Annotated in this window: 12 protein-coding genes; 8 read left to right on the forward strand and 4 right to left on the reverse strand. The window is 70.7% G+C overall.

All coding sequences use genetic code 11. From position 1 onward, the window contains the following. The first annotated feature begins 184 nt into the window (after nt 1–184). Entirely contained in the window at nt 185–1876 is a 1692-nt protein-coding gene (locus ACQPYK_RS06440; protein ID WP_433251676.1) for a GMC oxidoreductase, read from the forward strand. 150 nt (nt 1877–2026) lie between these two features. Here the strand turns inward: ACQPYK_RS06440 and ACQPYK_RS06445 are convergent, their stop codons facing one another. Next, entirely contained in the window at nt 2027–2494 is a 468-nt protein-coding gene (locus ACQPYK_RS06445; RefSeq protein WP_433251679.1) for an Lrp/AsnC family transcriptional regulator, read from the reverse strand. A 65-nt stretch (nt 2495–2559) separates the two neighbouring features. Between ACQPYK_RS06445 and ACQPYK_RS06450 the strand changes: the two genes are divergently transcribed. From ACQPYK_RS06450 to guaA, 3 genes are all read left to right on the forward strand, one after another. After that, nucleotides 2560–3951 (forward strand): pyridoxal phosphate-dependent decarboxylase family protein, encoded by a 1392-nt coding sequence (locus ACQPYK_RS06450; RefSeq protein ID WP_433251682.1) that lies wholly within the window; start codon nt 2560–2562, stop codon nt 3949–3951. Between the two features lie 91 nt (nt 3952–4042). Then, the gene (locus ACQPYK_RS06455; protein WP_433251685.1) at nt 4043–5575 is read left to right on the forward strand and encodes a DUF885 family protein; all 1533 of its coding nucleotides are present in this window, start codon (nt 4043–4045) and stop codon (nt 5573–5575) included. A gap of 97 nt (nt 5576–5672) precedes the next feature. Beyond that, entirely contained in the window at nt 5673–7244 is a 1572-nt protein-coding gene (guaA, locus tag ACQPYK_RS06460) for a glutamine-hydrolyzing GMP synthase (RefSeq protein WP_433251688.1), read from the forward strand. A gap of 69 nt (nt 7245–7313) precedes the next feature. Here guaA and ACQPYK_RS06465 read toward each other — a convergent pair whose 3' ends face one another. Together ACQPYK_RS06465 and ACQPYK_RS06470 are read right to left on the reverse strand one after the other, a co-directional pair. Then, entirely contained in the window at nt 7314–7736 is a 423-nt protein-coding gene (locus ACQPYK_RS06465) for a hypothetical protein (protein ID WP_433251691.1), read from the reverse strand. Nucleotides 7737–7941: 205 nt separating this feature from the next. Continuing rightward, on the reverse strand, nt 7942–8310 hold the full coding sequence (locus ACQPYK_RS06470) for a nuclear transport factor 2 family protein (protein WP_433251694.1): 369 nt from the start codon (nt 8308–8310) through the stop codon (nt 7942–7944). 408 nt (nt 8311–8718) lie between these two features. Here ACQPYK_RS06470 and ACQPYK_RS06475 point away from each other — a divergent pair, with 408 nt between their 5' ends. Then, on the forward strand, nt 8719–9978 hold the full coding sequence (locus ACQPYK_RS06475) for an acyltransferase family protein (RefSeq protein ID WP_433251697.1): 1260 nt from the start codon (nt 8719–8721) through the stop codon (nt 9976–9978). Here ACQPYK_RS06475 and ACQPYK_RS06480 read toward each other — a convergent pair. Continuing rightward, nucleotides 9885–10730 (reverse strand): polysaccharide deacetylase family protein, encoded by an 846-nt coding sequence (locus tag ACQPYK_RS06480; protein ID WP_433251700.1) that lies wholly within the window; start codon nt 10728–10730, stop codon nt 9885–9887. The two genes, ACQPYK_RS06475 and ACQPYK_RS06480, sit on opposite strands and share 94 nt — an antisense overlap. Before the next feature lie 517 nt (nt 10731–11247). Between ACQPYK_RS06480 and ACQPYK_RS06485 the strand changes: the two genes are divergently transcribed. From ACQPYK_RS06485 to ACQPYK_RS06495, 3 genes are all read left to right on the forward strand, one after another. Continuing rightward, nucleotides 11248–13578, forward strand: coding sequence for a hypothetical protein (locus tag ACQPYK_RS06485; protein ID WP_433251703.1), 2331 nt, complete (start codon nt 11248–11250; stop codon nt 13576–13578). 92 nt (nt 13579–13670) lie between these two features. After that, nucleotides 13671–13937: an acyl carrier protein gene (locus ACQPYK_RS06490; protein ID WP_433251706.1), complete on the forward strand. Its 267-nt coding sequence runs from the start codon at nt 13671–13673 to the stop codon at nt 13935–13937. After that, nucleotides 13934–14983 carry an HAD-IIIC family phosphatase gene (locus tag ACQPYK_RS06495; RefSeq protein WP_433251709.1) on the forward strand — a complete coding sequence of 350 codons (1050 nt, stop codon included), beginning with the start codon at nt 13934–13936 and terminating at the stop codon, nt 14981–14983. Before ACQPYK_RS06490 ends, ACQPYK_RS06495 begins: the two co-directional genes overlap by 4 nt. Nucleotides 14984–14987: the final 4 nt, after the last annotated feature.

The following is a 14987-nucleotide window of genomic DNA, read 5'->3' on the forward strand; positions in this document are numbered from 1 at the left end:
CGAGGCCGGTGACGGCCGCGTCCCACCGGTGACCGTCCCACCGGTGACCGTCCTACCGGTCGTCCCGCCGATCGCGAGAGCCGGGGGAGCCGCGCGGGGAGGCGACCCCGCCGCGGTGCGGTGTCCCCAGGTGTCCCCAGGTGCCCCCGGGTGCCCCCGGGTGCCCCCCGAAAGGATTGCGCGGATGTTCGACTACGACGTGCTGGTGATCGGTTCAGGGTTCGGCGGGAGCGTCTCGGCGCTGCGCCTGACGGAGAAGGGCTACCGGGTCGCCGTGCTGGAGGCCGGGCGGCGCTTCGACGAGAACACGCTGCCCAAGACCTCCTGGCGGGTCCGTGACTTCCTGTGGGCGCCCGGGCTGGGACTGAAGGGCATCCAGCGCATCCACGTGCTGCGCGGGCAGAAGGGCACCGGCGTCATGGTCCTTGCCGGCGCGGGGGTCGGCGGCGGCTCACTGGTCTACGCCAACACCCTCTACGAGCCTCTCGACCCGTTCTTCCAGGACGCCCAGTGGTCGGCCATCACCGACTGGAAGGCCGAGCTCGCCCCCTACTACGACCAGGCCAAACGCATGCTGGGCGTGGTGGTCAACCCGACCCTCACCCGCGCCGACGAGGTGATGCGCAAGGTCGCCGAGCGGATGGGCGTGGGCGACACCTTCCATCCGGCCCCCGTCGGGGTCTTCTTCGGCGAGCCGGGCGTCGAGGTCGACGACCCCTATTTCGGCGGAGCCGGGCCACGTCGCAGGGGCTGCACCGAGTGCGGCGAATGCATGACCGGCTGCCGCCACGGCGCCAAGAACATGCTCGTCAAGAACTATCTCTACCTGGCCGAGAAGGCGGGGGCCAAGGTCCATCCGGAGACCACGGTCACCTCGGTCCGGCCGGTGGACGGCGGCTACCTGGTGGAGGTGAGCAGAACGGGGGCGCCCTGGCGCCGCCGTACCCTCACCGCGGAGCAGGTGGTCTTCGCGGCCGGCACGTACGGCACGCAGCGCCTGCTGCACGGCCTCAAGGCCGCCGGGGCCCTACCCCGGCTGTCCGACCGGCTCGGCGCCCTGACCAGGACGAACTCCGAGGCGCTGCTCGGGTTCGAGCGACTGTCCGTCAAGGGCGAGAAGCTCAACCACGGCGTGGCGATCACCTCCTCCATCCACCCCGACGCCCACACCCACATCGAGCCCGTCCGCTACGGCGACGGCTCCAACGCGATGGGCATGCTCCGCTCCCTCCTGATCGACGGCGGCGGCGCTCCCCGCTGGCTGAAGTTCCTCGGCGAGGCCGCACGCCGGCCGCATCTGCTGCCGAGGCTGTTCAACCACCGCAGATGGTCCGAGCGCGCGCTCATCGCCCTGGTCATGCAGGCCAAGGACAACTCGATCACCCTGTCCGCGCGCAGGGGGGTGCTGGGCTGGAAGCTACGCTCCCGGCGAGGTCACGGCGAGCCCAATCCCACCTGGCTCCCGGCCGGCCACACGTTCGTCAGGCACGCCGCCGAGGAGGTCGGCGGGATGGCCGGCGGGTCCTGGCTCGACCTGTTCGACATCCCCGCCACCGCGCACTTCCTGGGCGGTTGCGCCATCGGCGCCGACCGCGGCACCGGGGTGATCGACGCCTACCACCGCGTCCACGGTCACGACGGCCTGCACGTCGTCGACGGCTCCGCGGTCTCCGCCAACCCCGGCGTCAACCCCTCTCTCACCATCACCGCCCAGGCCGAGCGGGCCATGTCGCTGTGGCCCAATAGGGGGGAGGCCGACACCCGTCCCGCCCCGGGCTCCCCCTACGTCCGGTTGTCGCCGGTGGCCCCCAAGAACCCGGTCGTCCCCGCCGCCGCCCCCGGCGCCCTCCGCCTGCCCATCGTGGACATCACCTGACGCGCTCCCCGGGCCGTCGCGCTCCACGAGCCTGACGGTCTCCGCCCACGACCGGAGGTTCGCCCGAGGCCGTCGTACCTTCGGCGAAGGGGAATTCCCGGCGGTCGCCGGCTCGGTGATCGGCCGAGGAACGGTCAGTCGACGGGCCGGTCAGTCGACAGGGCGCTGGACGGGCTGGTGCTCGGTCCGGAAGATGAGCGTCGTCTCCAGGTGCACGATCTCCGGGCGGACCAGGAAACGGTCCAGGATGAGCCGCTGCAGGCGGTCGGCGTCGGGGACGGCGACGTGGACCAGGAAGTCCTGGGGGCCGGCCACATGGAAGAGGGAGATGGTCTCGGGCAGGCTCAGCACGAAGGCGCGCAGCGGATCGACCAGCTGGCTGGTGTGCGGGCGGACGCGCAGGGCGAGCATGGCCTGGAGGGGGCGGCCCAGGGCCGCGGGCTCCGACACGGCGCGGAAGGCGGTGATCACTTCGCGGCGGCGCAGGGCGCGCACGCGCTCCAGGGCGGTGGAGGGGGCGACCCCGACGCGTTCGGCGAGGTCCTTGTTGGACAGACGCGCATCCTTCTGCAGCTCGGCCAGGATCGCGCGATCGATCGAATCCAGTTCGGCGTTCATGAGGTTTGGTTCTCCATAATTCGGTGCTAGTGGCGATATACCGTGGTATCGGCCATTATCCCGATGTGACCTGGAACGTTGAAGAGTTTGCACGCGCCGCCGCCGTGACCGTTGACGAGCTGGCCTCCTACGTGGAGGAGAGCCAGATCGGTCTGCCGCCTGTCCTGCGCCGCCGCCCGCCGCGGGAGCTGGCCGAGCGGCTCGGGCTCGCACGGTGGATCCACGAGGGCGGGATGACGCCGGAGAGCTACGCGAAGTTCCTGGCGACCTATCTGGACGAGGGGACCCGCCTGCACCACCCCGCCTACCTCGGCCACCAGGTCGCCGTCCCCGACTTCCCGGCCGCGCTCGCCGACTTCGTCCACGGCGCCATCAACAACCCGATGGCGATCTACGAGATGGGCGCCTCGGCGGCGACGGTCGAGTTCGAGGTCCTGCGCTGGATGCTGAACAAGGTGGGCTTCGGAGAGGCGGGCGGCGGGGTGCTCACCCACGGGGGATCGCTGGCCAACCTCACCGCGCTGCTGGCCGCCCGTGCGGCGGTCGCACCGCAGGCGTGGACCGAGGGGGTCCCCGCGGACCTCGCCCTGCTCGCACCGGCGTCGTCGCACTACTCGCTCACCCGCGCCGCGGCGATCCTCGGGCTGGGGGAGCGGGCCGTCATGCCGCTGGACGTGGACGAGCTGGGCCGGATCGACGTCGCCCGCCTGCCCGAGGCCCTGGAGCGGGTACGGCGAGCGGGACGGCGGCCGATGGCCCTGGTGGCCAATGCCTGCTCGACGGGGACCGGTCTCTACGACGACCTGCGCGGCGTCGGCGAGTTCTGCGCCGCCAACGACGTCTGGTTCCACGTGGACGGCGCCCACGGGGCCTCGGCGCTGCTCGCCGAGGAGTACCGGCACCTGCTCGACGGGATCGAGCTCGCCGACTCCGTCATCTGGGACGCGCACAAGATGCTGCGGACCTCCAGTCTGGCGGCGGCGGTCCTGACCCGCAGGGAGAGCGACCTGGACGCGGCCTTCCAGCAGCGGGCGAGCTACCTGTTCTACGGCGACCAGGGCTTCGACCTGATCGGCAGGACCGTGGAGTGCAGCAAGGCCGAGCTGGGCCTGAAGATCTTCCTCAACCTGGCCTGGCGGGGCGAGGGGGGCCTGGGGGACTACGTCGCGCGGCAGTACGCGACGGCGCACCGTTTCTGGGAGCTGGCCCGGGAGCGGCCCGGCTTCGAGTGCCCCTACGAGCCGGAGAGCAACATCGTCTGCTTCCGGTACGGCGCCGCGGACCAGGCCGCGATCCGCGAGGACCTGATGGCGGACGGCGCCTTCCACCTCACCTCGACCGAGGTCGACGGGGTGCGTCACCTGCGGGTCACCGTGATGGCCCCCGCCACGGACGACAAGACGCTGGAGATGTTGCTCGACCGGATCGGCGGTTGGCGGGGCCCGGCCGAGGGGTGACGGGCCGGCGGACGCCGGGACCGGTTCCGGCGCAGGCGGCCATCTAGATCGTCCATACCCGCCGGGGATGTCCTGGGATAGCGTCGCGTCCATGACCGAACTCGACAGCCGCCTGCGCGCGGTGTGTGACCTGACCGTCGCCGAGGTCCGTGAGATGGCCGGCCGGCACGAATACGACGGCCGGATCCAGGATCTCTCCCCGGAGGGCGTGCGCGCCGGACTGGCCGCGCTCGGCACGGGGGCGGCGCCCGCCGGCACCTACGACGCGGCGCACCTCGAAATCTTCGAGGAGGCCGTCCGGGTCCGGTTCGGCGAGCTGGAGCTGCACCGCCGCAGCCCGCTGGAGCACCTGAACAACCTCGACCTCGCCGCCTACGACCGTGATTATGCCCCCGAGGCCGAGCGGACCACGGCCAAGCACGCCCATCTCGCCCGCTGGCCGGAGGCCGTGGAGCACGCGATCGCCTCGCTCGACCGGCTCAGCGCGCCGGTCGCGACCGCGCTGCTGGGAGCCGTACGCGGCCTGTCGGCCGGGGTGCCGGCGGACGCGGAGGAGCCGTTGCGCGAGGCGGCGTTCAAGGCCCACGCCCGCCTGGTGGAGCACGTCGAGAACGCCTCGCGCTCCGGCGACCCGGATGCGGCGCTGGGCGCCGAGGGGCTGGCCCGGCTGATGAGCACGGGCGACGGCCTCCCGGTGGACCTGGGCGCGCTCGCCGAGCGGGCCGACGCCGAGCGCGATCGGCTGATGGCCCGGCTGACCGAATCCTGCGCCAGGCTGGGCTTCGCCGGGCGGTCGCCGCTGGACGTCTCGCGCGAGCTGGTCAGGCGGCATCCCGGCATCGACGGTGTGATCGACGCGGCCAGGGCCGGCACCGAACGGGCGATCGCCTTCACCCGCGACAGGGACCTGGTGCCCTACCACGACGGCGAGTGCCTGGTCGGCCTCGCGCCGGAGTCGCGCCGGTGGGCCATGGCGATGATGAGCTGGTCGGCGCCCGGCGAGCCCGACGGCCCGTCCTGGTATCACATCACCCCGCCCGACCCTTCCTGGCCGGAGCGCGACATCGAGGAGTGGCTGGAGGTCTTCAGCGAGACGACCCTGCCGGCGATCAACGTGCACGAGGTCGCCCCCGGTCACTTCTCCCACGGCCGGGCCCTGCGCCACGCTCCCTCCGACGTGCGGCGGACACTGATGTCGATGGCGTTCACCGAGGGGTGGGCGCACTACGCGGAGGAACTCTGCGTCGAGGAGGGCTTCGCGCCCGACGACCCGCGCTTCGAGATCGGCGTGTGGTTGGAGGCGCTGATCCGGGTGACCCGCCTGGCCTGTGCCATCGGCGTGCACTCCGGGGCGATGACCGTCGAGGACGGCGCCCGCCGCTTCGAGGCCGACACCCACCTCGCCGGTCCCGCGGCGCTGTCCGAGGCGGCCAGGGCCACCTTCGACCCGACCTACGGCCGCTACACCTGGGGCAAACTGGAGATCCTCGACCTGCGCGAGCGGGCCAGGGCCGAATGGGGCGCCGGGTTCACCCTCAAGCGGTTCCACACGGCCATGCTCGACCTCGGAGCTCCGCCCCTGGGCCTGCTCGATCACGCCCTGCGGCCCCGGACGGACCGCTGACGCACGGGCCGGCGGCGGGACGAATCGGGTGTTCTGCTCGTATTCTCCACCTACGCGTAACCGTGCTGACAAGCGCCGATAGACTGAATGCACCGCTGTGCTTTCTTTGGGGGTCTTGGTGTCTGAGTTCGACACGGTCCTGGTCGTCGACTTCGGTGCGCAGTACGCGCAGCTGATCGCGCGACGGGTGCGTGAATGCCACGTCTACTCCGAGATCGTCCCGTCGACGATGCCGGTGGAGGAGATGATGGCCAAGAAGCCCAAGGCCATCATCCTGTCCGGCGGACCGTCGTCGGTCTACGCCGAAGGCGCCCCTGGCGCGCCCGCCGGCCTGTTCGAGACCGGGGTGCCGACCTTCGGCATCTGCTACGGCTTCCAGCTCATGGCCCAGGCGCTCGGCGGTCAGGTGGACAGGACCGGCACCGCCGAGTACGGCGGGACCCGGCTCGACGTGAGCCAGGAGGGCGTGCTCTTCTCCGGGCTGCCCGCCGAGCAGTCGGTGTGGATGTCCCACGGCGACAGCGTCGCCGCCGCCCCCGCGGACTTCCTCGTCACCGCCGCGACCTCCGAGACGCCGGTCGCCGCCTTCGAGCACCCCGGCAGAGGCCTGTACGGCGTGCAGTTCCACCCCGAGGTGCTGCACTCCGAGCACGGCCAGGCGGTGCTGAAGCACTTCCTCGACGCGGCGGGCTGCCGTCCCGCCTGGACGATGCTCAACATCGTCGAGGACGCCGTCGATGCGGTCCGCGCCCAGATCGGCCCGGAGGGGCGCGCCATCTGCGCGCTCTCCGGCGGGGTGGACTCCGCGGTCGCCGCGGCGATGGTGCAGCGGGCCATCGGTGATCGCCTGACCTGCGTTTTCGTTGACCATGGGCTGTTGCGCAAGGGTGAGGCCGAGCAGGTCGAGCGTGACTTCGTGGCCGCCACCGGCGTCAAGCTCCGCGTGGTGGACGCCCAGGAGCGCTTCCTCAAGGCGCTCGACGGGGTCACCGACCCGGAGGAGAAGCGCAAGATCATCGGGCGCGAGTTCATCCGGGTCTTCGAGGACGAGCAGCGCGCCATCATCGCCGACGGTCCGGTCGACTTCCTCGTCCAGGGCACTCTTTACCCCGACGTGGTCGAGTCCGGCGGCGGCACCGGCACCGCCAACATCAAGTCGCACCACAACGTCGGCGGCCTCCCGGAGGACCTGCGCTTCTCGCTGGTGGAGCCGTTGCGCACGCTGTTCAAGGACGAGGTCCGCCGCGCCGGCGAGGAGCTGGGACTGCCTTCCGCGATGGTCTGGCGCCAGCCGTTCCCCGGCCCCGGCCTGGGCATCCGCATCGTCGGCGCGGTCACCCACGACCGCCTGGAGATCCTCCGCGAGGCCGACGCCATCGCCCGCGAGGAGCTTTCGCGTGCCGGCCTCGACCGGGAGATCTGGCAGTGCCCGGTCGTCCTGCTCGCCGACGTCCGCTCGGTGGGCGTCCAGGGTGACGGGCGCACCTACGGCCACCCGGTCGTCCTGCGGCCGGTCTCCAGCGAGGACGCCATGACCGCCGACTGGTCGCGCGTCCCCTACGACGTGCTCGCCCGCATCTCCACCCGGATCACCAACGAGGTCTCCGCGATCAACCGCGTGGTGCTCGACGTGACCAGCAAGCCCCCGGGCACCATCGAGTGGGAATAGGAAGACCGACGGCGCGGCCCCCGGAGTCCACTCCGGGGGCCGCGCCGTTTTCCCTGCCGTTGTCCGTCATCACTGCGCCTTGCGCAGGCCGAGATACTGCAGGGCGGCGAAGCCGCCGACGGTGGCCGCCTGCATGAGGACCCAGACGGCGCCGAGAGTGGTGACCTCCAGCCCGCCGATCGCCAGTTCGGCGACGCTGACCACGGTCCACAGGGTGTTGAGCGTGACGGCGGCCAGGGCGGCGGCGCGGTTGACGCGGGCCGGTGAGGCGACCAGCCAGACCGCGACGCCGTAGACGGTGAGGAACGCGCCGATGCCGTACTGGAGAGCGACCGGCAGGCTGAGCAGGTCGTTGATGGGGCCGGCCAGGGTGAGATAGGCCAGGCCGTTGACGGCGGTCACGACGGCGTCCAGGCGCAGGGCCAGGCGCAGAAGCTTGTCAGTGGCAGTGGCAGTGGCAGTGGCAGTGGCGGTGGCAGCGACGGTGGTCATGTCGAAGGGCCTTTCCTGGTGGGGGAACCTTTCCGGCGAATGGCCGAGGGCGGGTGTCGAAGGCCCGCCGCCGGGGACGGCGGAGCCTGAACGGCAGGCGGGCGGTGGAGGGGGCCGGCCGCCGGGGCGGTGCGGCGGCCGGAGACAGCGGTGATTCGGTCGGGCTTCGGCGCCCGGATGATCGGTCCCCCAGTGGCCGGAGTCGTCAGAGGTTGGCGGGGACCTGGTCGAGGAAGCCGTGGACGGTCTGGATGCGGCCGTCCTCGGTCAGGACCGCGACGTCGAAGCCGATCACGATGGCCTCGCCGCCCTCGGGGCCGAGGTTCCAGGTGAAGCGGGCCACGTTGTGGTGGGCGTCGACGTCGCCGCCCGGGGTGAACACCAGGCCGGGGAACTGCTGCTGGACGGCGGCGATGGTCGCGTCGATGGCGTCGCGGCCGGCTGCGTCGACCAGGGGGTCGACGTAGCGGGCGTCCTCGGTCCAGATGGCGTCGATCTCCGCGCGGCGCTCGGCGGCGTCGGTGATGTTCCAGGTGGCCAGGTAGCGCTCGACCAGCTTGGTGGTGTCGTTCATGTCGTCCGTCTCCTTGTTCGCTGCGGTTGTTCTCGCAGGTCATTAAGTTACGGAGATCGGCGGGGCGCGGAATCTGTCATCGGCCGGTACTTCTGACGCGCGCTATAGGTCGGCTTAGGTATGCCCGCCTGCCCTCTGTATGGCGAGGCTGCCGTCCGCGCCGGGCAGGAGCGGCCGGGCGGGGCCGGGCAGGTCGGGACGGACGATTGCCGGGTTGGTCGGGGCGGACGGGGCCGGGCAGGTCGGGACGGACGATTGCCGGGTTGGTCGGGGCGGACGGGGCCGGGCAGGTCGGGACGGACGATTGCCGGGTTGGTCGGGGCGGACGGGGCCGGGCAGGTCAGGGCGGACGATTGCCGGGTTGGTCGGGGACGGTTTCGAGGCATCCGTCCGGGTAAGTGAATACGGATGCCTCTAACAGCCGACGCCGCCGGACCCGCCCTGGCCGCCCCGGTCGCCCGGCTCGCCTGGCTGGACGCCTTGCGTGGGCTCGGTACCGTCGCGGTGCTGCTGGAACATCTGCTGCCCTGGTTCCTGCCCGCCCTCCGCCCCTACTGGTTCAACCTCGGGATATACGGCGTCCTGGTGTTCTTCCTGGTCAGCGGCTACATCATCCCGGTCTCGCTGGAGGGGCGCGGTGACGTGCGCGCCTTCTGGATCAGCCGGGTGTTCCGGCTCTACCCGATCTACCTGCTGGTCGCGGCCGCCGTGCTGCTCATGGCCTTCTGGCTGCCGGTCCGCGAGGAGGTGCCCCGCGACCTGTCGGCCGTGTCGGCGCACGTCACGATGCTGCTGGACGTGGTCCACCTGGGCGGCCTGGCCGACACCATGTGGACGCTCTCCTACGAGATGGTCTTCTACCTGCTGGTCACCGCGCTGTTCGTCGGCGGCCGGCACCGCCGGAGCGGGACGCTCGCCGTGGGTTTCGGCGCCGTGGCGGTCGTCACCGGGCTGGTGCTGTCCGGGCCGCTGCTGACGGGCCCCTGGCCGGCGTACGTGTCGGGGGTGCTCTTCGTCGCGGGCATGGTCTGCCTGATCAGCGGCCGGTTCCGGACCGTCGCGGCCTACGTCCTCGGCGTGATGGCCGTGGTGCTGCTGCTCTTCGGCGGCTTCGTGCCGTGGTTCGGGGCGGCGATCCTCGCGGTGATGTTCACCGGGACCGCGATCCGCCGCTGGGAGCAGGGCTCGGGCGGTCTCCTGCCGATCGCCGCGACGACCGTTCTCGTGGCACTGGCCCCGATATGGTCTGTCAACGCGGGCTGGTGGTGGGTCCGGCCGGGCGTGTGGCTGACCACGATCGCGCTCGCCGGGATGACGTTCGCCGGGGCCATGGCCCTGCGCCACCGCCGGCTGCCTCGCCTCCTCGTCCGGCTCGGCCTGATCAGCTACTCGCTCTACCTGCTGCACCACCCGCTGCTGAAGATCGTCTACGCCGTCGTCGGAGACGTGCGAGCCATGCAGCCGGTGGTGCAGGTGTCACTGTCGGCGGGGTGCGTCGCGGTGGTGGCGGGTCTGAGCCTGCTCACCTACCGCTACGTCGAGCTGCCGATGCAGCGGCTGGGCAGGAGAGTGACTCAGAGGCCGTCGGCGGGCGACTCGGCGAACTCGCCGCCCTCGGTGGGGGTGTCCTCCGTCAGGCCGGGGTCCTTCTCGCTGCCGACCGGGTAGATGTCGGCGGCCTTGAGGTCCTTGGCGCCGCGCAGGGAGGAGACCGCCACGACGTGGTAGCCCTCCTTCTGTAGCGCGGCCAGCAGCTTGGGCATCACCTTGACGGTCTGCTCGACCCAGTCGTGCATGAGGATGACGCCGTCACGCTTGGTGTTCTTGAGCACCTCGTCGTAGATGGCCTTCTCGTTCCTGGTCGCCCAGTCCCGGGAGCCGCCGTTCCACAGCACGATGGGCAGGCCCATCTCCGTCGCGACCGTCCGGACCCGCTCGTCCAGCTCGCCGTACGGCGGGCGGATCATGGTCGGCGACTTGCCGGTGACCTGCTTGACGAGGTCCTGGGTCTTGATCAGCTCCTCGCGGATCTTGTCGTCGGACACATCGCGCAGGTGCGGGTGGGTGTAGCTGTGGTTGCCGAGGTCGTGGCCCTCCACGGCCATCCGCTTGGCGAAGGCCGGACGGGATTTCACGTACTGGCCCTCAAGAAAGAACGTGGCCTTGGCCTTGTACTTCTTGAGAGTGTCGAGCAGCTTGTCGGCGTATTTGCCGGGTCCGTCGTCGAAGGTCAGCGCGATGCACTTGACCTTCGCGCAGTCCACGGGCGCGACCTTGGCGGCGGACTTGGCCTTGTCCGACGTCGTGGCCTTGGCCGAGGTGGTGGGCTTGGGCTGGTCCGCGCTCCAGGCGGCGGTCGGCGTGGCCAGTAAGGCCAGCGCGCAGGGGACGGCCAGCAGCATTCGAGCAGGAGACTTCATGAGGGGAGCTCCGAGTGGTGCGGAAGTTGCGGGCGGGACAGAAAAAGTATCTTATCCGGACACTTCGCCCAAATATCGGCCGGTTGACCGTCTATCAGCCGATGCTCAGGGTTCTGCCAGGCTGCTCCCAGGAAGGGCATCCTGTGCGCCATCCTCCGCGCCATCCTCCGTGCGCCGTTAAAGGCTCGGCAAGAGCACGGTGCACGAGAGGCGGATCGCGAGCATCCGCCCCGCCCTCGTCAAGATCATTGTAAGTCGAGCCGCGGATGCCATCCGGGGCCGGCACAGCCATGCGTGACGGACGGGTGAACTTCATGCACGATGTGGAGATCCGGTGGTTGACTCGGCAGGTGGGCGGCCATGGGGCGCCTTCCGTTCGGCGCGGGGACAGTGATCCTCCGGCGCGCCGCTCCCGGCCGTCGGGTGCCGCGCTCCGCCGTATCGAGGGGCGTCGTATCGAGGCGCGCCGTGCCGAATGGTGCCGTGCCGAAGGTCATACCGAGGAAAGCGGCACGCGATGATGGCGACCCTGGCCGCGAGCGCCGAGCACGTCGCGGAGCCGTCGCGAACACGGTGGCGGAGACAGTGGTGGAGGCAGTGGCTCGCGGTGGCCCCCGGCGGGCTCGCCGCACTGGTGACCGTCGGCACGCTGCTGGCCTACGGCACCCCGCTCTCGTCGATCGCGTTCTTCTCGCTCTACGTCGCATTCGGTCTCACCCTCCCCGGAACCCTGCTCTGGCGTGCGCTCACCCGGCTGCCGGCGCCGCCGGCCGTTGACCTCGCGGCGGGTACGGCGCTGGGATACGTGCTGGAGATCGCGCTCTACCTCCCGGCCAGGGCCGTGGGCCGGCCCGGACTGGTCGTGCTCGGCCCGCTGGCCGTAATCGTGACCTTCCTCCTCCATCCGCACCTGCGCCGTCATCGGCGGGGCACCGCGGGAGCGCGTGTCCCGGTCCGGGCCGCGTTCGCCCTGGCCGGGACGTTCTGCTTCCTCGTCGTCTCCAGCGGTCTCGTCTTCTTCAAGGGGCACGGCCTGCGCTGGCCGGGAAACGCGAACCCGTATGTCGACATGCCCTTCCACCTGGCGCTCGTCGGCGAGTTGCGCCACCATCTGCCGCCGACCGTCCCCTACGTACTGGGCGAACCGCTGTCCTATCACTGGTTCGTCTACGCGGACATGGCCGCCACGAGTTGGGTGACCGGGATCGAGGCCCAGACGCTGCTGTACCGCCTCGCGATCCTGCCCATGATGGCGATCTTCGTCGTGCTCGTCCCGGCCGCGGCTTTCATGATCACTGGGAGGTGGTCGGCGGGCGTCCTGGCGCTCGGCATCACCTGCTTCGCCGGACCGCTGGATCTCTACCCCTGGACGGGCGAGGACCTTCCCGGTGGCCCGTCGAACATCGCACTGCAATGGCTGAGCCCGACCCATACGTTCGGCGCCGCGCTCTTCGCCGCTCTCGCCCTGCCGGTGATCGACCTGTTACGGGGGAGGGCGCGGATCGGATCGAGCTTCGTCGCGATGGCCGCGCTGCTCGCCGCGCTGGCGGGGGCGAAGGCCACCTACCTTCCCCTGCTGGCCGCCGGCGTCTGCCTGCTGGCGGTCACGGACCGGCTGCGGGCCGTGCGGGTGGACCGCGGCCTGGTCGCCCTCGGCCTCCTCACCCTCGCGACGCTGGCGTTCGCCCAGCTCGTACTGTTCGGCGGAGCCTCGCAGGGGTTGCGGATCCTGCCGTTCTCAACGGCCGTCAAGTTCATCATGTGGTTCGTTCCCGGCAGCGGCGCCGGCGATCTCCAGATCGCCCCGGCGGCACTGTCCATGATCTTCCTACTGGCGTGGACCGCCCTTTGGGCCGGTGCCATCGGACCCCGGCCCGATCCCGGCTCCGGACCCGACCGGGCGCTGACGCTGTTTTCGGGAATCGGGCTGGCGGGCATCGCCGCGGTGACGGTTTTCGGGCACCCGGGCATGGGCCAGATGTACTTCCTCGCCGCGGCCAGGCCGTACCTGTCGATCGCCGCCGCGGCCGGCATCCTGGCCGCTCTGTCCAGGATGCCCCGGCGGTCGCGCGGCCGGTGGGCCTGCGCCTGCGCGGCGGCCGGCGGTGCGGCGGCGCTGCTGGCCGGCGCGGTGCGGCCGGCGTCCCGGCCGGGCCTGGCCGCGCTCGGCGGTCCGGAGTTCGGCCTCGTCTTCGTCCTGCCGGTGATCGCGCTGTGCGGGGTCGTGGCCGCCGCGATCGTGCTGCTGCGACGGGTCCGGTGGCGGTGGGCGGCCGTGCTCCTGCTGTGCGCGGGATTCTCGGCGCCCACGGTGGTCCAGTCGGTGACGGCGGGCCTGACCTACACCATCCCGGTCCAGACGCTGGAGATGCCGGAGGACGGGCTGGCGGCCGCACGCTGGGTGCGCGACAACTCGGGCACGGGCGACATCGTGGCGACCAACGCGCACTGCCTGTCCGCCGTCCCCCGTTCCTGCGACAGCCGCCACATGTGGATAGCGGCCTACACCGAGAGGCGAGTCCTGGTCGAGGGCTGGGGCTACACGGCACGGAACCTGGCGTCGCTGACCGACGTCGACCGGGTGCCCATGGCCTCGGTCCCGTTCTGGGACGCCGAACTGCTGGCGGCCAACGACGCCGTCTTCACCGCGTCCACCGAGCAGGCGGTCCGCCTGCTCGGGGAGCGGTACGGCGTGCGCTGGCTGGTGGTCGACGGCCGGCGTCCGTCGGTCTCGCCGCAGCTGTGGCGCTTCGCCGATCTCCGCTACGAGAAGGGGAGGTTCGCGGTCTACGAGATCCCGGCCGGGGTGGGGACGGCCCGCGGCGTCCTGGCGGCCGCGCGGCCGTAGCCGGACCTCGCCGGCGAGTTTGATTACACTACGCTGTCGCGATGATACTGCGAGCTACCTCGGTGCTTGCCGTGACCGAAAGGGTGAAATCGGTGCAAGATCAAATCGACACGCAGATCAGGGCATTCATCGAACCACGCTTCGCCGGCCGCGCCTGGAGCGACGACGACGACATCTTCGCCATGGGATTCGTCGACTCCATGTTCGCGATGGAGGTGGTGATGTTCATCGAGCGTACTTTCGCGGTGACGATGCCCAACGACGAGCTTCACATGGGCAACTTCCGCAGCGTCCGGTCCATGGCGGCGCTGGTACGGCGGATCTCGGCCGCTCCGCAGGCGGGGGCGGTGTCCGCGTGACCGCGAGCGTCGAGAGGCCGGACCCTCGCCCGATCAAGTGCGTCGTCTGGGACCTGGACAACACGGTGTGGGACGGCGTCCTGCTGGAAGACGGGAAGGTGACGCTCCGGCCCGGGGTCGCGGAGGTCATCAAGGTGCTCGACGAGCGGGGAATCCTGCAGTCGGTCGCCAGCAGGAACCACGGTGAGGCCGCCATCGAGCAGTTGGAGCGGTTCGGCCTGCGTGACTACTTCCTCGCCCCCCAGATCGGCTGGAGCTCGAAGTCCGAGTCCGTGGCGGCCATCGCGAAGTCGCTGAACATCGGAATCGACACGCTGGCCCTCATCGACGACCAGCCTTTCGAGCGGGAGGAGGTCGCCTTCGCCCATCCCGGAGTGCTCTGCCTGGACGCCGGTGACGTGCCGAGGATTCCGGAGATGCCGATCTTCACACCCAGGTTCGTCACCGACGACTCCCGCAACCGGCGATCCATGTACGTGGGAGCCGAGCTCAGGGATGCCGCCGAACGTGAGTTCGGCGGCACGAGTGAGGACTTCCTCGCCACGCTCGACATGACCTTCACGATCTCCCCGGCGACGGAGGCCGACCTCCGGCGCGCCGAGGAGCTCAGCATCCGCACCAACCAGCTCAACTCCACCGGGATCACCTATTCCTATGAGGAGCTACGCGGATTCGCGGAGTCTGCCGACCATCTGCTGCTGGTGGCCGGCCTGGAGGACAGGTTCGGGTCGTACGGGAAGATAGGTCTCGGCCTCGTCGAGCGCGGCGCCGAGATCTGGACGCTCAAGCTTCTGCTCATGTCCTGCCGGGTGATGTCCCGAGGCGTCGGGACGGTCCTGCTGAACCACGTCATGCGGCTGGCACGGGACGCCGGCGTGCGGCTCCAGGCGGAGTTCCTGCCCAACGACCGCAACCGCGTGATGTTCGTGACCTACCGCTTCGCGGGTTTCCAGGAGGTCGGGACCCGTGGGGAGTCGCAGATCCTGGAGTCCGATCTCGGCCACATCCAGGATCCGCCCGCCTACCTCACGGTGCGGACCGGTTGACCGC

Source organism: Streptosporangium sp. CA-135522 (assembly GCF_050949235.1).
Lineage (GTDB): Bacteria > Actinomycetota > Actinomycetes > Streptosporangiales > Streptosporangiaceae > Streptosporangium.

Bases quoted from the DNA above. Each gene is read 5' to 3' on its own strand.
- ACQPYK_RS06480 (WP_433251700.1), bottom strand. From the start codon at position 10,730: ATGAAGTCTCCTGCTCGAATGCTGCTGGCCGTCCCCTGCGCGCTGGCC.
- ACQPYK_RS06455 (WP_433251685.1), top strand. From the start codon at position 4,043: ATGACCGAACTCGACAGCCGCCTGCGCGCGGTGTGTGACCTGACCGTC.
- ACQPYK_RS06440 (WP_433251676.1), top strand. From the start codon at position 185: ATGTTCGACTACGACGTGCTGGTGATCGGTTCAGGGTTCGGCGGGAGC.
- ACQPYK_RS06445 (WP_433251679.1), bottom strand. From the start codon at position 2,494: ATGAACGCCGAACTGGATTCGATCGATCGCGCGATCCTGGCCGAGCTG.
- ACQPYK_RS06475 (WP_433251697.1), top strand. From the start codon at position 8,719: ATGCCTCTAACAGCCGACGCCGCCGGACCCGCCCTGGCCGCCCCGGTC.
- ACQPYK_RS06465 (WP_433251691.1), bottom strand. From the start codon at position 7,736: ATGACCACCGTCGCTGCCACCGCCACTGCCACTGCCACTGCCACTGCC.
- ACQPYK_RS06485 (WP_433251703.1), top strand. From the start codon at position 11,248: ATGATGGCGACCCTGGCCGCGAGCGCCGAGCACGTCGCGGAGCCGTCG.
- ACQPYK_RS06470 (WP_433251694.1), bottom strand. From the start codon at position 8,310: ATGAACGACACCACCAAGCTGGTCGAGCGCTACCTGGCCACCTGGAAC.